15 protein-coding genes and 2 pseudogenes are annotated in these 16,363 nt (G+C 39.7%); 10 read left to right on the forward strand and 7 right to left on the reverse strand.

Going from position 1 to position 16,363, the window contains the following annotated elements; translation table 11 throughout:
• Positions 1-32: 32 nt before the first annotated feature.
• Positions 33-1,883 (reverse strand): polysaccharide biosynthesis protein, encoded by a 1,851-nt coding sequence (locus OVN21_RS04465; RefSeq protein ID WP_267247453.1) that lies wholly within the window; start codon positions 1,881-1,883, stop codon positions 33-35.
• A 75-nt stretch (positions 1,884-1,958) separates the two neighbouring features.
• Positions 1,959-2,789 (reverse strand): glycosyltransferase, encoded by an 831-nt coding sequence (locus tag OVN21_RS04470; RefSeq protein WP_267247454.1) that lies wholly within the window; start codon positions 2,787-2,789, stop codon positions 1,959-1,961.
• Between the two features lie 221 nt (positions 2,790-3,010).
• Here OVN21_RS04470 and OVN21_RS04475 point away from each other — a divergent pair, with 221 nt between their 5' ends.
• From OVN21_RS04475 to OVN21_RS04495, 5 genes are all read left to right on the forward strand, one after another.
• A complete protein-coding gene (locus tag OVN21_RS04475) occupies positions 3,011-4,177 on the forward strand; it encodes a CynX/NimT family MFS transporter (protein ID WP_267247455.1) in 1,167 nt (388 codons plus the stop codon).
• A gap of 135 nt (positions 4,178-4,312) precedes the next feature.
• Positions 4,313-4,639, forward strand: coding sequence for a PadR family transcriptional regulator (locus OVN21_RS04480; RefSeq protein WP_267247456.1), 327 nt, complete (start codon positions 4,313-4,315; stop codon positions 4,637-4,639).
• Positions 4,626-5,219, forward strand: coding sequence for a DUF1700 domain-containing protein (locus tag OVN21_RS04485; protein ID WP_267247457.1), 594 nt, complete (start codon positions 4,626-4,628; stop codon positions 5,217-5,219). Before OVN21_RS04480 ends, OVN21_RS04485 begins: the two co-directional genes overlap by 14 nt.
• Positions 5,212-6,144 (forward strand): DUF4097 family beta strand repeat-containing protein, encoded by a 933-nt coding sequence (locus OVN21_RS04490; protein ID WP_267247458.1) that lies wholly within the window; start codon positions 5,212-5,214, stop codon positions 6,142-6,144. Before OVN21_RS04485 ends, OVN21_RS04490 begins: the two co-directional genes overlap by 8 nt.
• Positions 6,145-6,206: 62 nt before the next feature.
• Positions 6,207-7,145, forward strand: coding sequence for a DUF6574 domain-containing protein (locus OVN21_RS04495; protein ID WP_267247459.1), 939 nt, complete (start codon positions 6,207-6,209; stop codon positions 7,143-7,145).
• A 62-nt stretch (positions 7,146-7,207) separates the two neighbouring features.
• Here the strand turns inward: OVN21_RS04495 and OVN21_RS04500 are convergent, their stop codons facing one another.
• From OVN21_RS04500 to OVN21_RS04515, 4 genes and pseudogenes are all read right to left on the reverse strand, one after another.
• Entirely contained in the window at positions 7,208-8,068 is an 861-nt protein-coding gene (locus tag OVN21_RS04500) for a DUF4299 family protein (protein ID WP_267247460.1), read from the reverse strand.
• A 121-nt stretch (positions 8,069-8,189) separates the two neighbouring features.
• A complete protein-coding gene (locus OVN21_RS04505; RefSeq protein WP_267247461.1) occupies positions 8,190-9,176 on the reverse strand; it encodes a rhodanese-related sulfurtransferase in 987 nt (328 codons plus the stop codon).
• A 131-nt stretch (positions 9,177-9,307) separates the two neighbouring features.
• Complete coding sequence (locus OVN21_RS04510) at positions 9,308-9,604, reverse strand: bacteriocin immunity protein (RefSeq protein ID WP_267247462.1); 297 nt, start codon at positions 9,602-9,604, stop codon at positions 9,308-9,310.
• A 69-nt stretch (positions 9,605-9,673) separates the two neighbouring features.
• Positions 9,674-10,359: pseudogene (locus OVN21_RS04515) on the reverse strand (lysostaphin resistance A-like protein).
• 504 nt (positions 10,360-10,863) lie between these two features.
• Here OVN21_RS04515 and OVN21_RS04520 point away from each other — a divergent pair.
• The 5 genes from OVN21_RS04520 to OVN21_RS04540 all read left to right on the forward strand — a co-directional run bounded on the left by OVN21_RS04520 (position 10,864) and on the right by OVN21_RS04540 (position 14,751).
• The gene (locus OVN21_RS04520; RefSeq protein WP_267247463.1) at positions 10,864-11,256 is read left to right on the forward strand and encodes a hypothetical protein; all 393 of its coding nucleotides are present in this window, start codon (positions 10,864-10,866) and stop codon (positions 11,254-11,256) included.
• A gap of 147 nt (positions 11,257-11,403) precedes the next feature.
• Positions 11,404-12,480 (forward strand): hypothetical protein, encoded by a 1,077-nt coding sequence (locus OVN21_RS04525; RefSeq protein WP_267247464.1) that lies wholly within the window; start codon positions 11,404-11,406, stop codon positions 12,478-12,480.
• Positions 12,481-13,302, forward strand: coding sequence for a beta-carotene 15,15'-monooxygenase (locus tag OVN21_RS04530; protein ID WP_267247465.1), 822 nt, complete (start codon positions 12,481-12,483; stop codon positions 13,300-13,302).
• Between the two features lie 4 nt (positions 13,303-13,306).
• On the forward strand, positions 13,307-14,131 hold the full coding sequence (locus OVN21_RS04535) for a hypothetical protein (RefSeq protein WP_267247466.1): 825 nt from the start codon (positions 13,307-13,309) through the stop codon (positions 14,129-14,131).
• 5 nt (positions 14,132-14,136) lie between these two features.
• A complete protein-coding gene (locus OVN21_RS04540) occupies positions 14,137-14,751 on the forward strand; it encodes an ATP-binding cassette domain-containing protein (RefSeq protein WP_267247467.1) in 615 nt (204 codons plus the stop codon).
• A gap of 190 nt (positions 14,752-14,941) precedes the next feature.
• Here OVN21_RS04540 and OVN21_RS04545 read toward each other — a convergent pair.
• Positions 14,942-16,271: pseudogene (locus tag OVN21_RS04545) on the reverse strand (extracellular solute-binding protein).
• Positions 16,272-16,363 lie beyond the last annotated feature (92 nt).

Raw genomic sequence — 16,363 nt, forward strand, 5'->3', positions numbered from 1 at the left:
CCTTTTATTTATAATTAATTGATTAGCCACCCTTACTCAGCATGGGTTGTCTCATTTGCAAAGGAAATAATCGCTTCTTTGAGCTCTTCTCCACTGAGTGAACGGAATTCTTCAATCTTTTGATCGATGGCTTCTAGAGGCATGACGTTAACCTTACCAACGAAAATCTTATCCATGACTTGGTTATCAACCAATTCGGTCGAAACCAAGAGTTCTTCGTAAAGTTTTTCGCCTGGGCGAATTCCAACTTCAACGATTGAAATTTCACTTTCCGTGTGCCCACTTAGAAGGACCATTTTCTTAGCCAAGTCGTAGATCTTGACCGGTTTGCCCATATCAAGGATAAAGACTTCTCCGTCCTTGGCATAAGCCCCTGCATGGATTACTAGACGGCTAGCCTCTGGAATGGTCATGAAGTAACGCGTCATACGGAAGTCTGTCACCGTTACAGGGCCGCCTTCAGCAATCTGACGTTCAAAGACAGGAATCACACTACCACGACTACCGAGAACATTCCCAAAACGGACTGCACAGTAGGTTGATTTGCTACGTTGGTTAAAGCCAGTGACAATTAACTCTGCCACGCGCTTAGTCGCACCCATAACATTGGGTGGATTGACCGCCTTGTCAGTCGAAATCATGACCATCTTAGGCACCTTGGCTGCATCAACAGCCTTGGCAACATTGTAGGTCCCAAAAATATTATTCTTGAAGGCTTCTTTTGGATTGCGTTCCATCATCGGAACGTGTTTGTGAGCTGCAGCATGGTAGATGATAGCTGGTTTATACTGCTCAAACACTTGTAAAAGACGATCATAATCCTGAATATCTGCAATGACAGGGACATAATCAATCCCTTGGAATTTACGAATCAACTCATGATAAATAAGGTAGATTGAATTTTCCCCATGACCGAGCAAGACAATGCGTTCAGGATTGAAACGGCTAACTTGTCGACAGATCTCAGAACCAATTGAACCACCAGCCCCTGTGACTAAGATAGTCTTACCTGTCAGTTCTGCGCCCAGACGAGATTCGTCAAGACAAATTTCCTGACGACCCAAAAGGTCCGTAATATCAATCTTCTGAAATCCTCCACCTGCTTGGTGAAGTCCCTGAACAACTGTTTCAACCTTAGGCATCTTGTAACATTTGACACCCAATTTATTACACATCTGCAAGATACGCTCATATTCTGACGGGTCAAGAGACGGAATCGCAACGATAACACGTTCGATTTGATGACGTTTGGCTAATTCAGGCAGATTATCATAAGAGCCTAAAACAGGGATTCCACCAAGTTTTTGACCCTTTTTCTTAGCATCCTTATCTAAAATACCGACAAGTTCCAAATCACTGGTTGGATGTTGGTAACTATCCATAAAGAGAGCCCCACCATCACCGGCACCAATCAAGAAGGTCCGACGGTGTTCTCCATCACCACTACCTTTTTTGCGTCTGGAGTAGATTAACTGCCAAGTAATCCGTGGCAATAAAATCAAGAAGGTACTCAACAAGATAAAGAGAATGATGAAACGAATGGAGAAGAGTGGCAAGAAGGCATAGCAGATACTATATGACAAGACACTGCTGGCAGTCACACCAAAAAAGATTTTCATAAAGTCCGCAATCTTGCTGTAACGACTAATACTCGCGTTCAACCCCCAAAAACCAATCATGAATTGATAAAACAGGAAGGCCAAACTCGTATAGATAATGTAGTCAACAGGTGCTGGATTAATCAAGCCGTAAAATAAGATATAAGATACAATAATGGAAACCACCATACTGAAAATATCAAATATTCCCCAGAAAACCTGCTTTTGTTGTTTATTTAAAATTTCCACCAGATCAATCACATAATCTGTGAGTTTTTTATTCATAGAAATTTACTCCTCCTTAAAAGAGTCAGATGATACTATTATTATGATAACCCGAATCGTTCAATCTATCAGGTCTTACTTGCTCTTTCTTAAAAGTTTGGCAAAGATAAACTGACGTACAAAACCTGGACAAAGTGCAACAATTGCCTGAATGAACATACTTTTAGCATATTCCATGTAAAAAATTTGCCCTCGTTCCAGCATCCGTTGGCGAGCTTGACGGTAGAATTTAAGGTAACGCAAGCCACCTCGACGCTCAAACATTCCTGCACCTACACGAACCCTACACAAGATTTGATCTAGGTTGCCAGTCTTGGCACCTGCCGTAATCATATTGAGCCAAAGGAGATCATCTTCCATGTAAAGCCCGTCTTCATAATTGCCCGCTTTGAGGACCATGTCCTTTTTGAACATGACTGTCATATGGTTAAAAGCGCTTCTCATTCTCTGATAAGACACAATGTCTGCATGCTGAGTTGGGACACGACGATAAGACACAATCTCATCTGGATTGTCAATAAACTCTGCAATCTGCCCACCTAAGAGATCGAGATTTTCTTTCTCCATTAGTTGAAGCTGTTTCTCAAAACGATCCGGAACGGCTAAATCATCCGTATCCATGCGGGCAATAATGTCATACTGGCACTGCAAAACACCGTAACGAAGAGCCAAGCCTAAACCTTGATTTTGCTCTAAGGGGCAACGTTTCACTGGAATGTCTGACTGAGCTTCCACTTCATCTAGCACCTGATAGAGCTCAGGCGTGAGGGATCCATCCTCAACAAGAACAAGTTCATTCGGTTTCAAGGTTTGATTTTGAACACTTTTGATAGCATCTCTCAAAAACGTCGGCTTTTCCTTTACATAGACCGACATCAAGACGCTCATTTTTTGCTTTTCAGGCACCGTTTTTCTCCAATATATAGATTTCCTTCCACTATTTTATCACAAATTTTCTCACTTTCCTATTTTTATATCAAATCAAGGAAAATTCTAGTAAAGAAATGTATCTCCTTTCACTCTGTTCTCGCTTAAATCAATCGAACTTTCTTAGCTGTCATTACTTGACATTATATAGAAAAAGCCTTAAAATAAGCTGTTAATAAAATCATCTATTCGAGGTTTTTATGAAAAAACAATCACTCTTTTTTATCCTAGGAATTGTCTTAATCGGGACTGTTTTACGCTCTCCTTTCACTGCTCTTCCAACCATTTTAGGAGATATCGCTCAGGGACTAGGAGTTGAGGTTAGTTCTCTTGGGATTTTAACCAGTCTCCCTCTCTTGATGTTTGCTCTTTTCTCTGCTTTTGCGAGTCACTTGGCGCAAAAGATCGGACTAGAACTCCTCTTTACCTACTGTCTGCTCCTCTTAACTATTGGCTCTGTCATTCGTATCCTCAATCTTCCCCTTCTCTATCTGGGAACTCTGATCATCGGAGCGAGCATTGCGATCTTCAATGTACTCCTCCCAAGTATGATCCAGGCAAATCAGCCTCAAAAAATCAGTCTCCTAACAACGCTCTATGTCACTGCCATGGGGATTTCAACTGCCATCGCTTCTTATCTATCCGTCCCTATCACCCAAGCTAGTTCTTGGAAGGGCCTCATCCTCGTTCTCAGTCTTCTCTGCTTGGTCACTCTGCTAGTCTGGTTGCCAAATCATCGCCACAACCACTACCTAGAAGGCCAAAAAGAAAAACAAGTCAAAGAAAATATTCTAAAAAGTAAAGATGTCTGGGCCATCATTATCTTTGGTGGTCTTCAGTCCTTGCTCTTTTATACAAGCATGACCTGGCTACCAACGATAGCCATTAGTGCTGGTCTTTCTAATAAAGATGCGGCCCTCCTCGCTTCTATCTTCTCACTGATCAGCATTCCTTTTTCAATGACTGTTCCAAGTCTGGCAACTCATCTGTCAGACGGCCACCGTCGAATCATGCTGGCAATTATCTCTATCGCTGGTATGACAGGAATTGCCATGCTCTTGTATCCAACCAATAATTTCCTCTACTGGTTAGTCGTCCATCTCTTGATTGGAACGGCCTGCAGTGCTCTCTTCCCCTACCTCATGGTTTGCTTTTCTCTTAAAACCAGTTCTCCTGAAAAGACAGCTCAGCTGTCAGGACTAGCGCAAACAGGGGGCTACATCTTAGCAGCTTTTGGTCCTACCTTGTTTGGTTACAGTTTTGAACTTTTCCAATCTTGGATTCCAGCTGTCCTTGCTCTACTTGTCGTTGACATCATCATGACTGTCTCACTCTTTATGGTGGATCGGGCTGATAAAATTCTTTAAACTTCTAGTTTTTACTAGGAGTTTTTTATATATAAAATTTTTACACATACTTCTTGACAGAGCTTTCAACTTGAGATACAATATATTTGAAAAGAATATATAAAAAAATTTTATATAATAAAAAGGAGGTTTCCCATGTACTTCCCAACATCCTCTGCCTTGATCGAGTTTCTCATCTTGGCTGTACTGGAGCAGGAGGATTCTTATGGTTATGAGATTAGTCAGACCATTAAGCTCATCGCCAATATCAAAGAATCTACGCTCTATCCCATTCTCAAAAAATTGGAAGCCAGTGGCTTTCTGACCACCTACTCTAGAGAGTTTCAGGGGCGTATGCGCAAATACTACTCCTTGACCAATCGGGGCGTAGAGCAGCTCGTTTCTCTAAAGGAAGAGTGGACGCTCTATACCGACACCGTCAACGGCATCATAGAAGGGAGTATCCGCCATGACAAAAACTGACTATCTGACTCAGTTAGAAACCTATCTCCATAAACTGCCTGAAGCTGACCGCATCGAAGCCATGGACTACTTTAAGGAACTATTTGACGATGCAGGACCAGAGGGCGAAGAGGAACTCATTGCCAGTCTAGGAACACCAAAAGAAGCTGCCCATGATATCCTCTCTGATCTTCTCGATAAAAAAGTCAATGAAGCACCTGCTCAAAAGAATGACCGCCAACTGCTGCACATTGCCCTCCTGGCCTTACTAGCAGCCCCTATCGGAATCCCTGTTGGAATTGCAATGATCTTAACCATTATCGGGCTTTTTATCGCGGCTGTCTCCGTCATTCTAGCTTTTTTCACCGTTTCGGTGACGGGTATCCTGCTGGGCGGACTCTTTATCGTAGAGAGCTTTAGTGTCCTAGTAGAAGTCAAATCTGCCTTTATCTTGATTTTTGGGGCCGGTTTGCTTTCTATCGGTGCTTCTTCTCTTGTTCTACTAGGTATCTCCTATGTAGCCCGTTTCTTTGGCCTCCTAATCGTCCGCTTGGTGCAATGGATTCTTAAAAAAGGAAAGAGAGGTGACAGACATGCGTAAATTGACAAAAGGATTTCTCATCTTTGGTGTGGTTTCTACAATTCTTGGTTTTATCATGATCATTGTAGGCGCTCAGTCCAACGGTATTCAAAGTTTGCTTGCCATGTCAAAAGACCCCGTCTATGACAATCGTATCGAAGAAGTGACCTTTGGAAATGAAGTGGAAAAACTTGATCTAGCCCTCGAGGAACACAGCCTGACCATCACAGAGTCTGTAGATGACAAGATCCACATCACCTATCATCCATCAGTGTCTGGTCGTCACGATCTAACTACTGGCATGAGTGACAAAACACTGAGCGTCACTGATAAACAAGCCTCCCAACATCATTTTCTCGGTTCAGGAATCGAAGGCCTACTTCGTATTGCCAGCAGTTATTCTCACCGTTTTGACGAAGTCGTTCTCTCCCTCCCTAAAGGAAGAAGGCTGCAAGCTATCACCGTCTCAGCCAATCGTGGACAAACCACTATCCGTCAAGCGACCCTTGAAAATGCAACCATCAAAACAAAAGGCTATCTCTTAAGAATAACAGAAAGTTCTATCAAGAACAGTACACTAACGACACCTCGTATTATCAATATCTTTGATACCGAATTGACAGATAGTCAGGTCAAGACCGAAGAAGAACATATCTATGCTGAGAATATTACGATCCACGGTAAGGTTGAGCTAGACTCTCATAACGACTTAACACTCTTTCTTTCTAAGACAGAATTCGATCGTATCAATCTAGACATTTCTTCTAAGTATAGCGGTATTTATTGTAAAGCATACAGAGAACATCCTAAACAAAAAGAAAATGAACTTGCCAACCCTTATAAAATTGAGAAAGCAGATGTTAAGGATATGCTCATTATAAAAGCCAATCAAGATATCTACCTCTCCAAGGAAGAAGAATACTCTACTCCATCTAGAAATCATTGACAAAAACGCTTTTATCTGCCAGTCTAAAAATAGAAAACAACCATAAAAAAGGAGGTTCCAATATGACACAAAAATGGTTTGAAAGTGCCGATCTTGAGAAGAAATCACCTCAGACGAAATCGGAAATCCAACCCGACGAGACCGAAACTACGGGAACTGAAGCACAAGCAAGCGAAGAAACTTCTGTCTCACCTAAAGAGTTGGAAACGCATAAGGAGGAAGCTCCCGAAATGATTGAGGAAACCCAAACCGAGGGACAGGGAGAAGGGGAAGCTGAAGGGGAACGCAACCAAGAAAAAAGCACCCTCAGCAAGGCTTTAGAAAGCCCCTATATCCCAGATATTGACCCTCGTAAAACAGCCAGATTCAAAGAAGAAATCACACTGTTTTGGACTTGGCTACTGGATGCTATCCAAGAACCAACTGCTAGCAAGACTACGGACCAAAAGCAGCGTTACAGTGTCTTTGGCCTACTCACTTTGCTATCCTCAATTAACCTTTTCTTTAGTATCTATCATATCAAGCACCTCTACTACGGCTGTATAGCTTCTATTGCCAATAATTTACCTAACCAGCTCCCTCCTTTAGATCTCTTTGCTGGACTCTCCATCTTGGTCGCTAGCGCTCTATTTTACTTTTCTATCATTTTGGGAGGCTTTACTGTCCGACGTGTACTGGACCAGGAGAGCGACTTCACATTCCAAGAAGCTTACGATTGTTACAGCCGACTCTTTGCTATTCCACTTGTCCTAACGGCTCTAGCAAGTTTCTTTGCACTCTTTGGTGGCTTGCGATTTGCTGGCATCCTCACTCTTCTAAGCATGGTCATCTTTGCCCTTGGCAATCTCTTTGTGATTAGCAAGCCAAGTAAGACCAGTAGCCTTGACCCATTTTATCGTTTCTTACTAGCTGTCTTACTTGACGGCGCTATTCTCTTACCCTTCTTCATTGCAGAACTCGCGCTGACAGTTGACTACCTTCGCATCCTGACCTTCTTTTAACCAAAATCCCTGCCATTTATTGATGACAGGGATTTTTATGCTTACTCTTTTTTGGACAATGGCTACTTGATGGTTGTCAATTCTTCAAAATCTTGTCCTAGGATGGGTTGTACTTCTAATTGATTAGCATCTAATTGCTGGTAAAATGCTTCTGGTAGTGACTCTAGGAATTTTTCATAATCCAAGCGAGCGATGGCTTCATAGTCTTCTGCTTTTGAGCCATCACCAGAAATCTTCACTAGGTCAATCTCCCAAACAAGCTCCTTGCCTGCCAGCTGCTCGGTATAAGGAGCTGGTACAAAGGCTTCCTTTGGCAAAATCGTCTTGACTCCCTGGGCTAGGTGATAGATACCGTGCACCTTACCTTGGGCGTCTGGGTAAAATTTCACACTGGCAAGGTAGGCATCAGATCCTTGAACCTTCTTGACCAACTCTTCAAAACGTGCCAATCCATCCTCAGCCAAAAAGCTCTCGAGGTATTCCTTGTTGAGATAGATAGGGGCCAAGAGCCCTTGGCAATATACTAGACGAGCTGCTTTGTCAGCTAGATAATGCTTGATCGTTTGTCGGAAATAAGCTTCAAACTCAAACTCTTCTAACCCTTCTACCACTTGCCCCAACTTACTCGATAGGGCTTGGAGGAGAGCTTCTACAATCTCCCAGTCCGCTCTGGTAAGGAAATCTGGAATCACCACTTGATAGCCTTTTCGGCTATCCGCATAGTTCACCTTGAAGAGAAATTGCGACTGACCTACAATCTCACACTCGATATACTCGAGACGATTGAGGGGCTGACGGAGATAGACCGCATCATAACTGTGTGACTCCAAGCCCTCTACCAAGGCCAAGATAGACTTGGCAGTCAAAATTTCCTGTTCTCCTAAAATGCTCTGTTTATTTGGAATAAAAAATGTTTTCGTCATAACTGGGCTCCTTTGAAATCGTTTATACATAGTATACCCTATTTTCCTGAAAGATACAGAAACAAATTTTAGATTTTTAGATAAAAAGCATAGAAAAACAGCCCCTAAGGGCTGTTTGATGTTATACTGTAGCTGCTTGATCCAAGCTTTCACCGATAGCAGCTAGGCGCTCCACCACTTCTGCTTGTGTCAATTCATTTTCTGAAACATAGCGGTTACGTGGGTGAACACGGCACTCGTGTGAGCATCCACGAAGGTACTTGTCTTCATTTTCTTCTGATGTCAAGATACGACGGTTACAGAAGGGATTTCCACAGTTGACATAGCGTTCACATGGTGTTCCATCAAACCAGTCTTTCCCTACGATGGTTGGGTTGACATGGTTGACATCAACGGCGATACGCTCGTCAAAGACGTACATTTTCCCATCCCAAAGCTCACCTTGAACTTCTGGGTCTTTACCGTAAGTAGCGATTCCTCCATGCAATTGACCGACATCTTTGTAGCCTTCACGGACCATCCAACCTGAGAATTTCTCACAGCGAACTCCACCTGTACAGTAAACCACGACACGCTTGTCCATGAATTTTTCCTTGTTATCACGAACCCATTTTGGCAACTCACGGAAGTTGCGGATGTCTGGGCGGATAGCCCCACGGAAATGTCCTAGGTCGTACTCATAATCGTTACGTGTGTCAAGGACAACTGTATCTTCATCAAGAAGGGCTTCTTTGAACTCTTTTGGAGACAAGTAAGCACCTGTTGTTTCAAGTGGGTTGATGTCGTTGTCAAAGTCGTTGTCTTCCAAACCAAGGTGGACAATCTCTTTTTTGTAGCGAACAAACATCTTCTTGAAGGCTTGTTCATTTTCTTCGTCAATCTTGAACCAGAGGTTTTCCATGCCTGGGAGGCTGTGAACGTAGCCCATATATTTTTGAGTTGTTTCGTAGTCACCTGAAACGGTCCCGTTAATCCCCTCATCAGCGACTAGGATACGACCTTTAAGGCCGATTGATTTACAGAAAGCCAAGTGATCTGCAGCAAATTGCTCTGCGTTTTCAATTGGAGTATAAAGGTAGTAAAGTAAGACACGAATATCTTTTGCCATAAGATTTGTTCTCTTTTCTATTCTTAAATTTTCAGAATTTCTCATCTAACTATACTAGTATACCCACTTGGGAAAACGAATGCAATTTATTTGACCGGAAATTGGAGAAAGGGGCCTGTCCCTGCACTTCATCAGTAACCATAGCGAATCGCCGACAATTCTCTCAATTTTTTGATTTGCTTAGCTTGACTTTCTGACAAACCCAGCTTATTGTCAATCAACACACGTGAGATATCAACGTTCATTTGGCTCAGAATAAATGGAGTAGAGGTTCCGTCGTCCCTTAGTCGTCTTTTATATATAACTAACTGATTTTTCAAGGGAGTAAGTTGATGCTCATCCTTTATATCTTCCAGTAGATAATCTATGATAGTCATGGCTTCACAACGCCTTTCTCTGCCTCCAGCAAACCATTTTAATGGTGTCATACTCATTTTCCTCCTGAAATTCACTTATAAAATTGAAAAACTATAACCCCTAACTCGCCTGCCAGTATTTTACCACACCCTATCTAAAACAGTCAGCAAAAATGGCAAGGTCGCTACAATATTATTGATCACATGAACCGCATAGGAAGGATAAATGCTCTTGGTATAGCGGGTCAAACCAGCAAAGATGATGCCAAATGTTGCAAAGACTAAGATATCTAACAGACTAGCCAGTCTTGAAAAATGAGGGAGAGCAAATAAAATGGACGGAAGAAGCAAATCAAGACCAAATCGCGAATGTTTAAAGAAGGCATGTTGAAGTAATCCTCTATAAATCAGCTCTTCCATCAGCGGTCCTAAAAAGAACAGGGATATGTAGATACCTAGCTCAGCAAAGTTAGTCTCACTATAACCAATCAGTAGAGCCCAACCTTCAGCAGTTGACTGAACATGTTTAGCTGTCTGAACGTTAAAAGAGATATAGAGCACTAGCGCTAGTACTGTCAAAATCGAAGACCAAAGCCTTTTTTTCTCGGAACGCAGAAGAGATAGCCATGGTCTGTCTTAAGCAGAATCCAAATCATGACTCCACTAAATAGTAGACTTAAGATATTTTGAATCCAGAAGAAATTACCTATCTGGGAAGAAAATTGCCAATAATTTTGAGCAATAAGCGTCAGCTGAGAAAGGCCAAATACGAAAAATAGGTAAGAGAAGACAGCACTCATTTTAAAAAGAAGACGATACTTGTTCATGTGAACTCTCCTTTGTAAACTCGAGACATCTCTCTTCGAAAATCTCTTCAAACCGCGTCAACGTCGCCTTGCCATAGATATATGTAACTGACTTCGTCAGTCTTATCTACAACCTCAAAGCAGTGCTTTGAGCAACCTGCGGCTAGTTTCCTAGTTTGCTATTTGATTTTCATTGAGTATAAATCATATTCCCCCAAATCCTAAATGGTTCTTGGGATTCCCTGAATGGTTAAAATAAGGAAAAGAGAAAACATAAATATCTATGCCCTTGTTTCAAAAAAATCACTGCCTTCCCCAGATAAACCTTAGGAAAACAGTGATTCCGTTTTTAGGAATTCGGAATGAATACACGAAATCAATTTAGTTGATTATTTTTTGTTTTTCAAGAATTCATCGTATTGTTTTTTCTTTAGTAAAAATTTATCTTATGAGTTGACACTCTAAAAATAAAATAGTATAATATAAATGAGAACGATTTCATTAAAATATAAAGGAGGTAGTGTGATGACAAATTTGAAAAAATGCATCGCATTAGGACTGGGGGTCACCTGCTTACTCCCCTTAACTAGTCAGACTGTTTCTGCTAGGGTGGTGTATTTTGATCTTCATGTTACACGCGAAGACTATTCCGTCAGTAGCCGAAAAACTGAAAAAACAGACGGCTCCCCTGCTGTTGCTAATATCACAGGTGGTCTTGGTTGGGGAAAAAAGGTCAGAATTCGTGCTTGGACTGCTGCTGAGGATGAACCTGCAACTGAGATGAAAATAGCTGATTCAAATGGTCGTTATAATCTTCGCTATAACAATGGTTATGGAACAATTGGACGCTATTATTATCTCAACGCCTCTAAATATGGTTGGCTTGATTCAAATATAACAGGACGTTTTGACCCTTAATTCGTCTCAAAACAAAAGTAGCAAACATTGGGTTATTCGCTAGTGTGTCATTTGAGCGCTCACTAGCCTAACACCCCCCTTCTAAGAGTAGAGGCATCATCTAAAAAGTATTATGTCTCTGCTCCTTTTTTAAAGGAGCTTTTTACTATGAAAAAATACCTATTATTTCTACTTATTCTTCCCTTTATCTTTTTAACAGCTTGTCAATATAGCAAAAAGCAAACAACTGAGTTAAATAAGGAAAATCTTCCCATAAAAGAAGGTTATAAAGAGATAACAGAGCAAATCTATCTCTCAGACCAGATAGATACCTCCTATGAAGAAGAATTACCTTTTTGGGATTCAAAAAAAGGAGACAAAGAAACATTGGTAACAGCTATCCAAAATTTTATGGGAAGGGATAGTGAAATTAGTGAAATTATTGCCGATAAGAATCCTTTAACCAGACTCCAAAAAGGAAAGACTAGAGCAGATATTACCGTCAATAAAACTGGATCATGGATTCATTTAGCATCTGATCAAATATCAGATCTATCAAGTGTTTTCGACAACCTACGATCAGACGCTATTGAAAATAATCTAAATCTAACCGACTTTAAAGAAGAACTTCCGTTTTCAAAAGAAGATAGTGTTAACAAGGTTAAGCAATTTCTAAATACCCTCCAATTAGGATTTGACGATTATGATTATCTCATCTACGCTATCTCAAAAGAAACACTCCTTGAGTATCTCCCAACCTACGAAAGAAATGCCAAAGAATTAAAAGGAACAAAGATAGACAAAAACAATCTGACAGATATGTATTATATTACTGTTTTTCCAAAACTTTCTAGTAAAAGAGTTATTGATGGCGAAACTCAGCTAGGTTCATCCGGAGAGATTAATTTTGCTCATGGTCCTGACCTAAACTTTATCATCACCCAAGCAGGGATTCAAGAAATTGACTTAGCTGGTGTTATCTTACCAACTCAAAAAACAGATAAAATGGCTACTCTTTCTGTCCAAAAAGGATTAGATGTTTTAAAAGAAAAATACGAAAATTTGATTTTGGACAGTCCAATTTATATTGAGTCATTTACAATCGAGTATATACCTATTCCCACTCAAGAAAAAGAACTCTATGGAGGAAATCTCTATCGTCCCTTCCTAATCTTTATAATCAAAGAAAAAGATCGTATAGATAAAGTAGTTATCGATCCCGCAAACTGGAAAGAGGTAAGTTAGATGAAACTACTTCTCCCCTTTAAATATACGCTAAAAGATTGGAGGATTTGGATTGGATTACTCTTTTCCTTAGTAGTTGCATTGATGATGTCCTATACAGATCTAACAATAAAATTAGACGGAGGAAATTCACTAGCAGTCCTTGATTATTTCATGTCCTCTTTCTCTAGAAATCTGGCAATGTCATTATATATCTTAACAGCAGCTTCCACTGTAGTAACAGACTTTTCACAAGACTACCATCAAAATAGACTCCCTTTTTTACTTAGTCGTATGTCTCTGCGACAATACGCTTCTTTCTTCGTAAAACGGTTAATTTTCCGTTCTTATTTTGTAGGACTGACCTTAGGATTCTGTTTTTTAATTCTCCTCTCATTTTATTTTCCCCTCACTAATTCTCACTACTCATCTACTTTTAGCAATCAGTGGTTGTTAAATCAAGGATTTATATTCCTTTTCTACTTCTTTCTCATTAGTCTAATTGGACTCTATTTTTCATTCTTTACTCTATTAGGTGGGGTTCTCTCCGTTTTTTACCCTAATGTGTTAATGGTCTATCTTCTTCCAAGTACAGCCTGGTTTGTCCTCACACAATTTGGTTTAGAGAGAGTTCTCCCTTTTTTTACTCTACCACATATCGTCTTAACGACAGATGATTATTTACGAGAAGGTCTAGAATATTTTCAAGTAGGTGACGAAAACTTTCGAAACATTTTTTCGCTACTTTATCCTTATATTTTCTTAATTCTATGGGCACTTTTGTCAATAGAAATCATTCGACTAGCTCTTAAAAAGCATTGGCATTTTTATGATAAGGAGTAATCTTATGGAGATTATACGTGTGGTAACTATTCTCTTAAAACAACAATTCACCTTCAAACGATTGTTGCCTATCTTAATTTTCTTTCACCTCTATACTTTGATTTTAATGCTACCTTTTTTTAACTTAGCTAATCACTTCGAAGAAACCTATCCTATCAGCATTGTAACCGTTCTCTTCACGAGTCAATGGTTCACTGCGATTGCTATTTTATCTGTCATACTACTATTTAGCAATCTTCCTTTAAAAGATACTTTCCAGTTTTGGTTGATCTTAAAGATCGGACAGAAAAAGTGGATGGTCTGCCAGTTTATTTATCTGATTATCGCGAGCTTAATCGCTTCGATTTACCAAATCATCAGCATTTTAATCACTTTTCTCCCTACACTACACTTTTCAAATCATTGGGGACGTCTCCTACCTTCCCTAGCTCAAGGGCGTATCTCATTTCCGGAAGGCGTTGATGGCATGACACATTTACGCTCAATTATACTACAATATTATTCTCCCTATAGAGCTTTTTTTCAAATATTCTTATTGTTATTCCTTATGTTCATATTGATTGGGGGAGTGATTTTCGTTTTCAATAGTCATTATTCTAATTTAGGAAATACCTTAGCCTGTGGATTAGTTATTGTAGAATTATTTATTACAGAAGCTTCACGTTTCTGGATTAAATTTTTATCTCCTTTAACTTGGCTAGACTTTCATTATATTAAATACGAAGCCCATTCTGGTTTACTATCCCTACCAGAAATAATTACTCGTATCCTACTTTTATACCTTTTGCTCGTCATAATCCTAGTAGTGATGAAAAAAATAAGGAGGTAATAGATATGACAGACTTACATTTAAAATCTATTCGTAAAAACTATAAACACAATGTAATTTTTGAAGACCTTTCCTTTGAATTTTCCAGTGGAAATATATACGGAATTGTTGGATATAACGGTTCAGGAAAAACAGTTTTACTCAAGTGTTTAGCGGGATTAGAAACTATAACTGAAGGAGAAATCAAATTAGATGGAAGCATACTTGGAATCGACTTTCCCTTCTTACCCAGTGTAGGTGTTATTATTGAAACTCCAGGATTTCTGGAAGGTTATTCTGGTTTTGATAACTTACATCAACTAGCTCTAATCAAAAATAAAATAGGCGAGAAAGAAATTATCCAGAGTATGATAGATGTCGGACTCGATCCTAGTTCCTCTAAAAAAGTAAAGCACTACTCTTTAGGAATGAAACAAAAATTAGCTCTAGCACAGGCTTTTATGGAAAATCCAGATATATTACTTTTAGATGAGCCAATGAACGGACTTGATAAGCAATCTGTTCAAAAAATTCGAGAAAAATTACTCCACTTAAAAGAAAAGGGTAAACTCATTATTCTAGCTTCTCATATAGAGCAAGATATCGAATGTCTCTGTGATGAAGTTCTATACTTGGGATAAGAGTGATTTATTACAGAGCCAATACTCCTCATAAAATAGCCCTTCTATACAAAAAAGACCAACTATACCTAAATTATAGGAGTTGGTTTATTTTTCATTCCAAAAAATCACTGCCTTCCCCAGATAAACCTGAGGAAGGCAGTGATCACATTTTTAGGAATTAGGAATGAATACACGTAATCAATTGATCTTATGATTTTTTGTTTTTCAAGAATTCATCGTATTGTTTTTGCATTTCGTTCAATACTTTATCGTAGACACCTTCAGATTTCAATTTTTCCATCAATTCTGGAATTGCTTTATCTGGGTCTACAGTACCAGTGTTGATAGCTGTATCGAATTGTTGCATTGTGTTAGCGATAGCTGAAATTTCATCTTTCACACTGTCAGTGTGAAAGATGAATCCAAGCGCTGGAGATTCTTTAGCTTCTGCCAATTGTTTCTTAGAATCTTCGATTTGTTAGTCTGTAACGTTTTCGTTGATGTAAAGAATCCAGTTGTTACCAGTGTTCCATCCACCCATGTGAGTATTTCCTTTGTAGGCATCAAGGACACGTACACGGTTTTCTTTACCTGCAAGTTTTCCCAGTTCTTGCCTTCTGGACCGTAAACAAGACCGTTCAAGAGATTCAACACTTCCATTGATTTTTCTTTGTTCTTAGAGTTGTTTGAACTGACAAAGTTAGCAACTTGTGTTGTTTGGTTTTTCTGGATGAAGTTAGTGATTGGTTTGATTTGGATGTCTTTGTTGGCAACACGTGAAAGCAAGCTGTTACCGTAGTCAGCTGGTCCTACTGTTTCTTCACGAACGAACCAAGTATCTTGTTGAAGTTCAAATGAAGTATCGCTTGTTGCTACGTCTTTTGGAATGTATCCAGCTTCATAGAATTTGTGAAGAGTCTTCAAATGTTCTTTGAAACGAGGAACGTCGTAACGGTTTACGATCTTAGTAGTGTCTCCTTCAAGGTCGATAACAAATGGAAGACCGTTTGGTACTGGGTAGTCAAAGTTATCAGATGGGATAAAGTTCTTTGTAACTGCAAATGGTACTACGTCTGGAGCTTCTTCTTTGATTTGGACTGCTTCAAGTGTTTCGTATGAAGTGACACCTGAAATGCCAATACCCTATTTTTCAAGAAGAGCGCCATTAAAGGCAAAGTTCTGAGATGATGCAACGTTAGCCGCAACTGGAACAGCATAGATCTTACCGTTTATAGTGTTCCCTTTGATGTAAGCTGGGTCAAGTGCTTTGTAAAGATCTGCTCCTTCTTTTTTGTACAATTCTGTCAAGTCAGCATAAGCACCTTTTTGAGCATTTACGACATAGTTAGTTGCAAAAGTGATATCATAGTTAGCACCAGAAGATGTAATAACAGGCATTTTCTAGCAATTCATCCAAGTTATCTGGTTTGTCACCGATTTAGTACATTTTAAGAACAGTTTTTTCACTTGAAGCAGTGTCAGCGGCTTTTTTTGTTGTTACCTGTAAGGTTTCCATAAGCAGCAAGACTTGCAGCCAAAGCGACTACGCTAGCAGATGCAAAAGCATATTTTTTTCAGTTTTTCATGATAAAAACTCCTTTTTTGTTTTTAAACTTATAAACGATTTAAT

The sequence above is a fragment of the Streptococcus sp. Marseille-Q5986 genome (assembly GCF_946902915.1).
Taxonomy (GTDB): Bacteria; Bacillota; Bacilli; order Lactobacillales; family Streptococcaceae; genus Streptococcus.

Excerpts from the sequence above, each read along its gene's own strand:
- OVN21_RS04490 (WP_267247458.1), top strand. The coding sequence starts at position 5,212 with ATGCGTAAATTGACAAAAGGATTTCTCATCTTTGGTGTGGTTTCTACA.
- OVN21_RS04540 (WP_267247467.1), top strand. The coding sequence starts at position 14,137 with ATGACAGACTTACATTTAAAATCTATTCGTAAAAACTATAAACACAAT.
- OVN21_RS04465 (WP_267247453.1), bottom strand. The coding sequence starts at position 1,883 with ATGAATAAAAAACTCACAGATTATGTGATTGATCTGGTGGAAATTTTA.
- OVN21_RS04475 (WP_267247455.1), top strand. The coding sequence starts at position 3,011 with ATGAAAAAACAATCACTCTTTTTTATCCTAGGAATTGTCTTAATCGGG.
- OVN21_RS04485 (WP_267247457.1), top strand. The coding sequence starts at position 4,626 with ATGACAAAAACTGACTATCTGACTCAGTTAGAAACCTATCTCCATAAA.
- OVN21_RS04520 (WP_267247463.1), top strand. The coding sequence starts at position 10,864 with ATGACAAATTTGAAAAAATGCATCGCATTAGGACTGGGGGTCACCTGC.
- OVN21_RS04505 (WP_267247461.1), bottom strand. The coding sequence starts at position 9,176 with ATGGCAAAAGATATTCGTGTCTTACTTTACTACCTTTATACTCCAATT.
- OVN21_RS04510 (WP_267247462.1), bottom strand. The coding sequence starts at position 9,604 with ATGACACCATTAAAATGGTTTGCTGGAGGCAGAGAAAGGCGTTGTGAA.
- OVN21_RS04530 (WP_267247465.1), top strand. The coding sequence starts at position 12,481 with ATGAAACTACTTCTCCCCTTTAAATATACGCTAAAAGATTGGAGGATT.
- OVN21_RS04500 (WP_267247460.1), bottom strand. The coding sequence starts at position 8,068 with ATGACGAAAACATTTTTTATTCCAAATAAACAGAGCATTTTAGGAGAA.
- OVN21_RS04535 (WP_267247466.1), top strand. The coding sequence starts at position 13,307 with ATGGAGATTATACGTGTGGTAACTATTCTCTTAAAACAACAATTCACC.
- OVN21_RS04525 (WP_267247464.1), top strand. The coding sequence starts at position 11,404 with ATGAAAAAATACCTATTATTTCTACTTATTCTTCCCTTTATCTTTTTA.
- OVN21_RS04480 (WP_267247456.1), top strand. The coding sequence starts at position 4,313 with ATGTACTTCCCAACATCCTCTGCCTTGATCGAGTTTCTCATCTTGGCT.
- OVN21_RS04495 (WP_267247459.1), top strand. The coding sequence starts at position 6,207 with ATGACACAAAAATGGTTTGAAAGTGCCGATCTTGAGAAGAAATCACCT.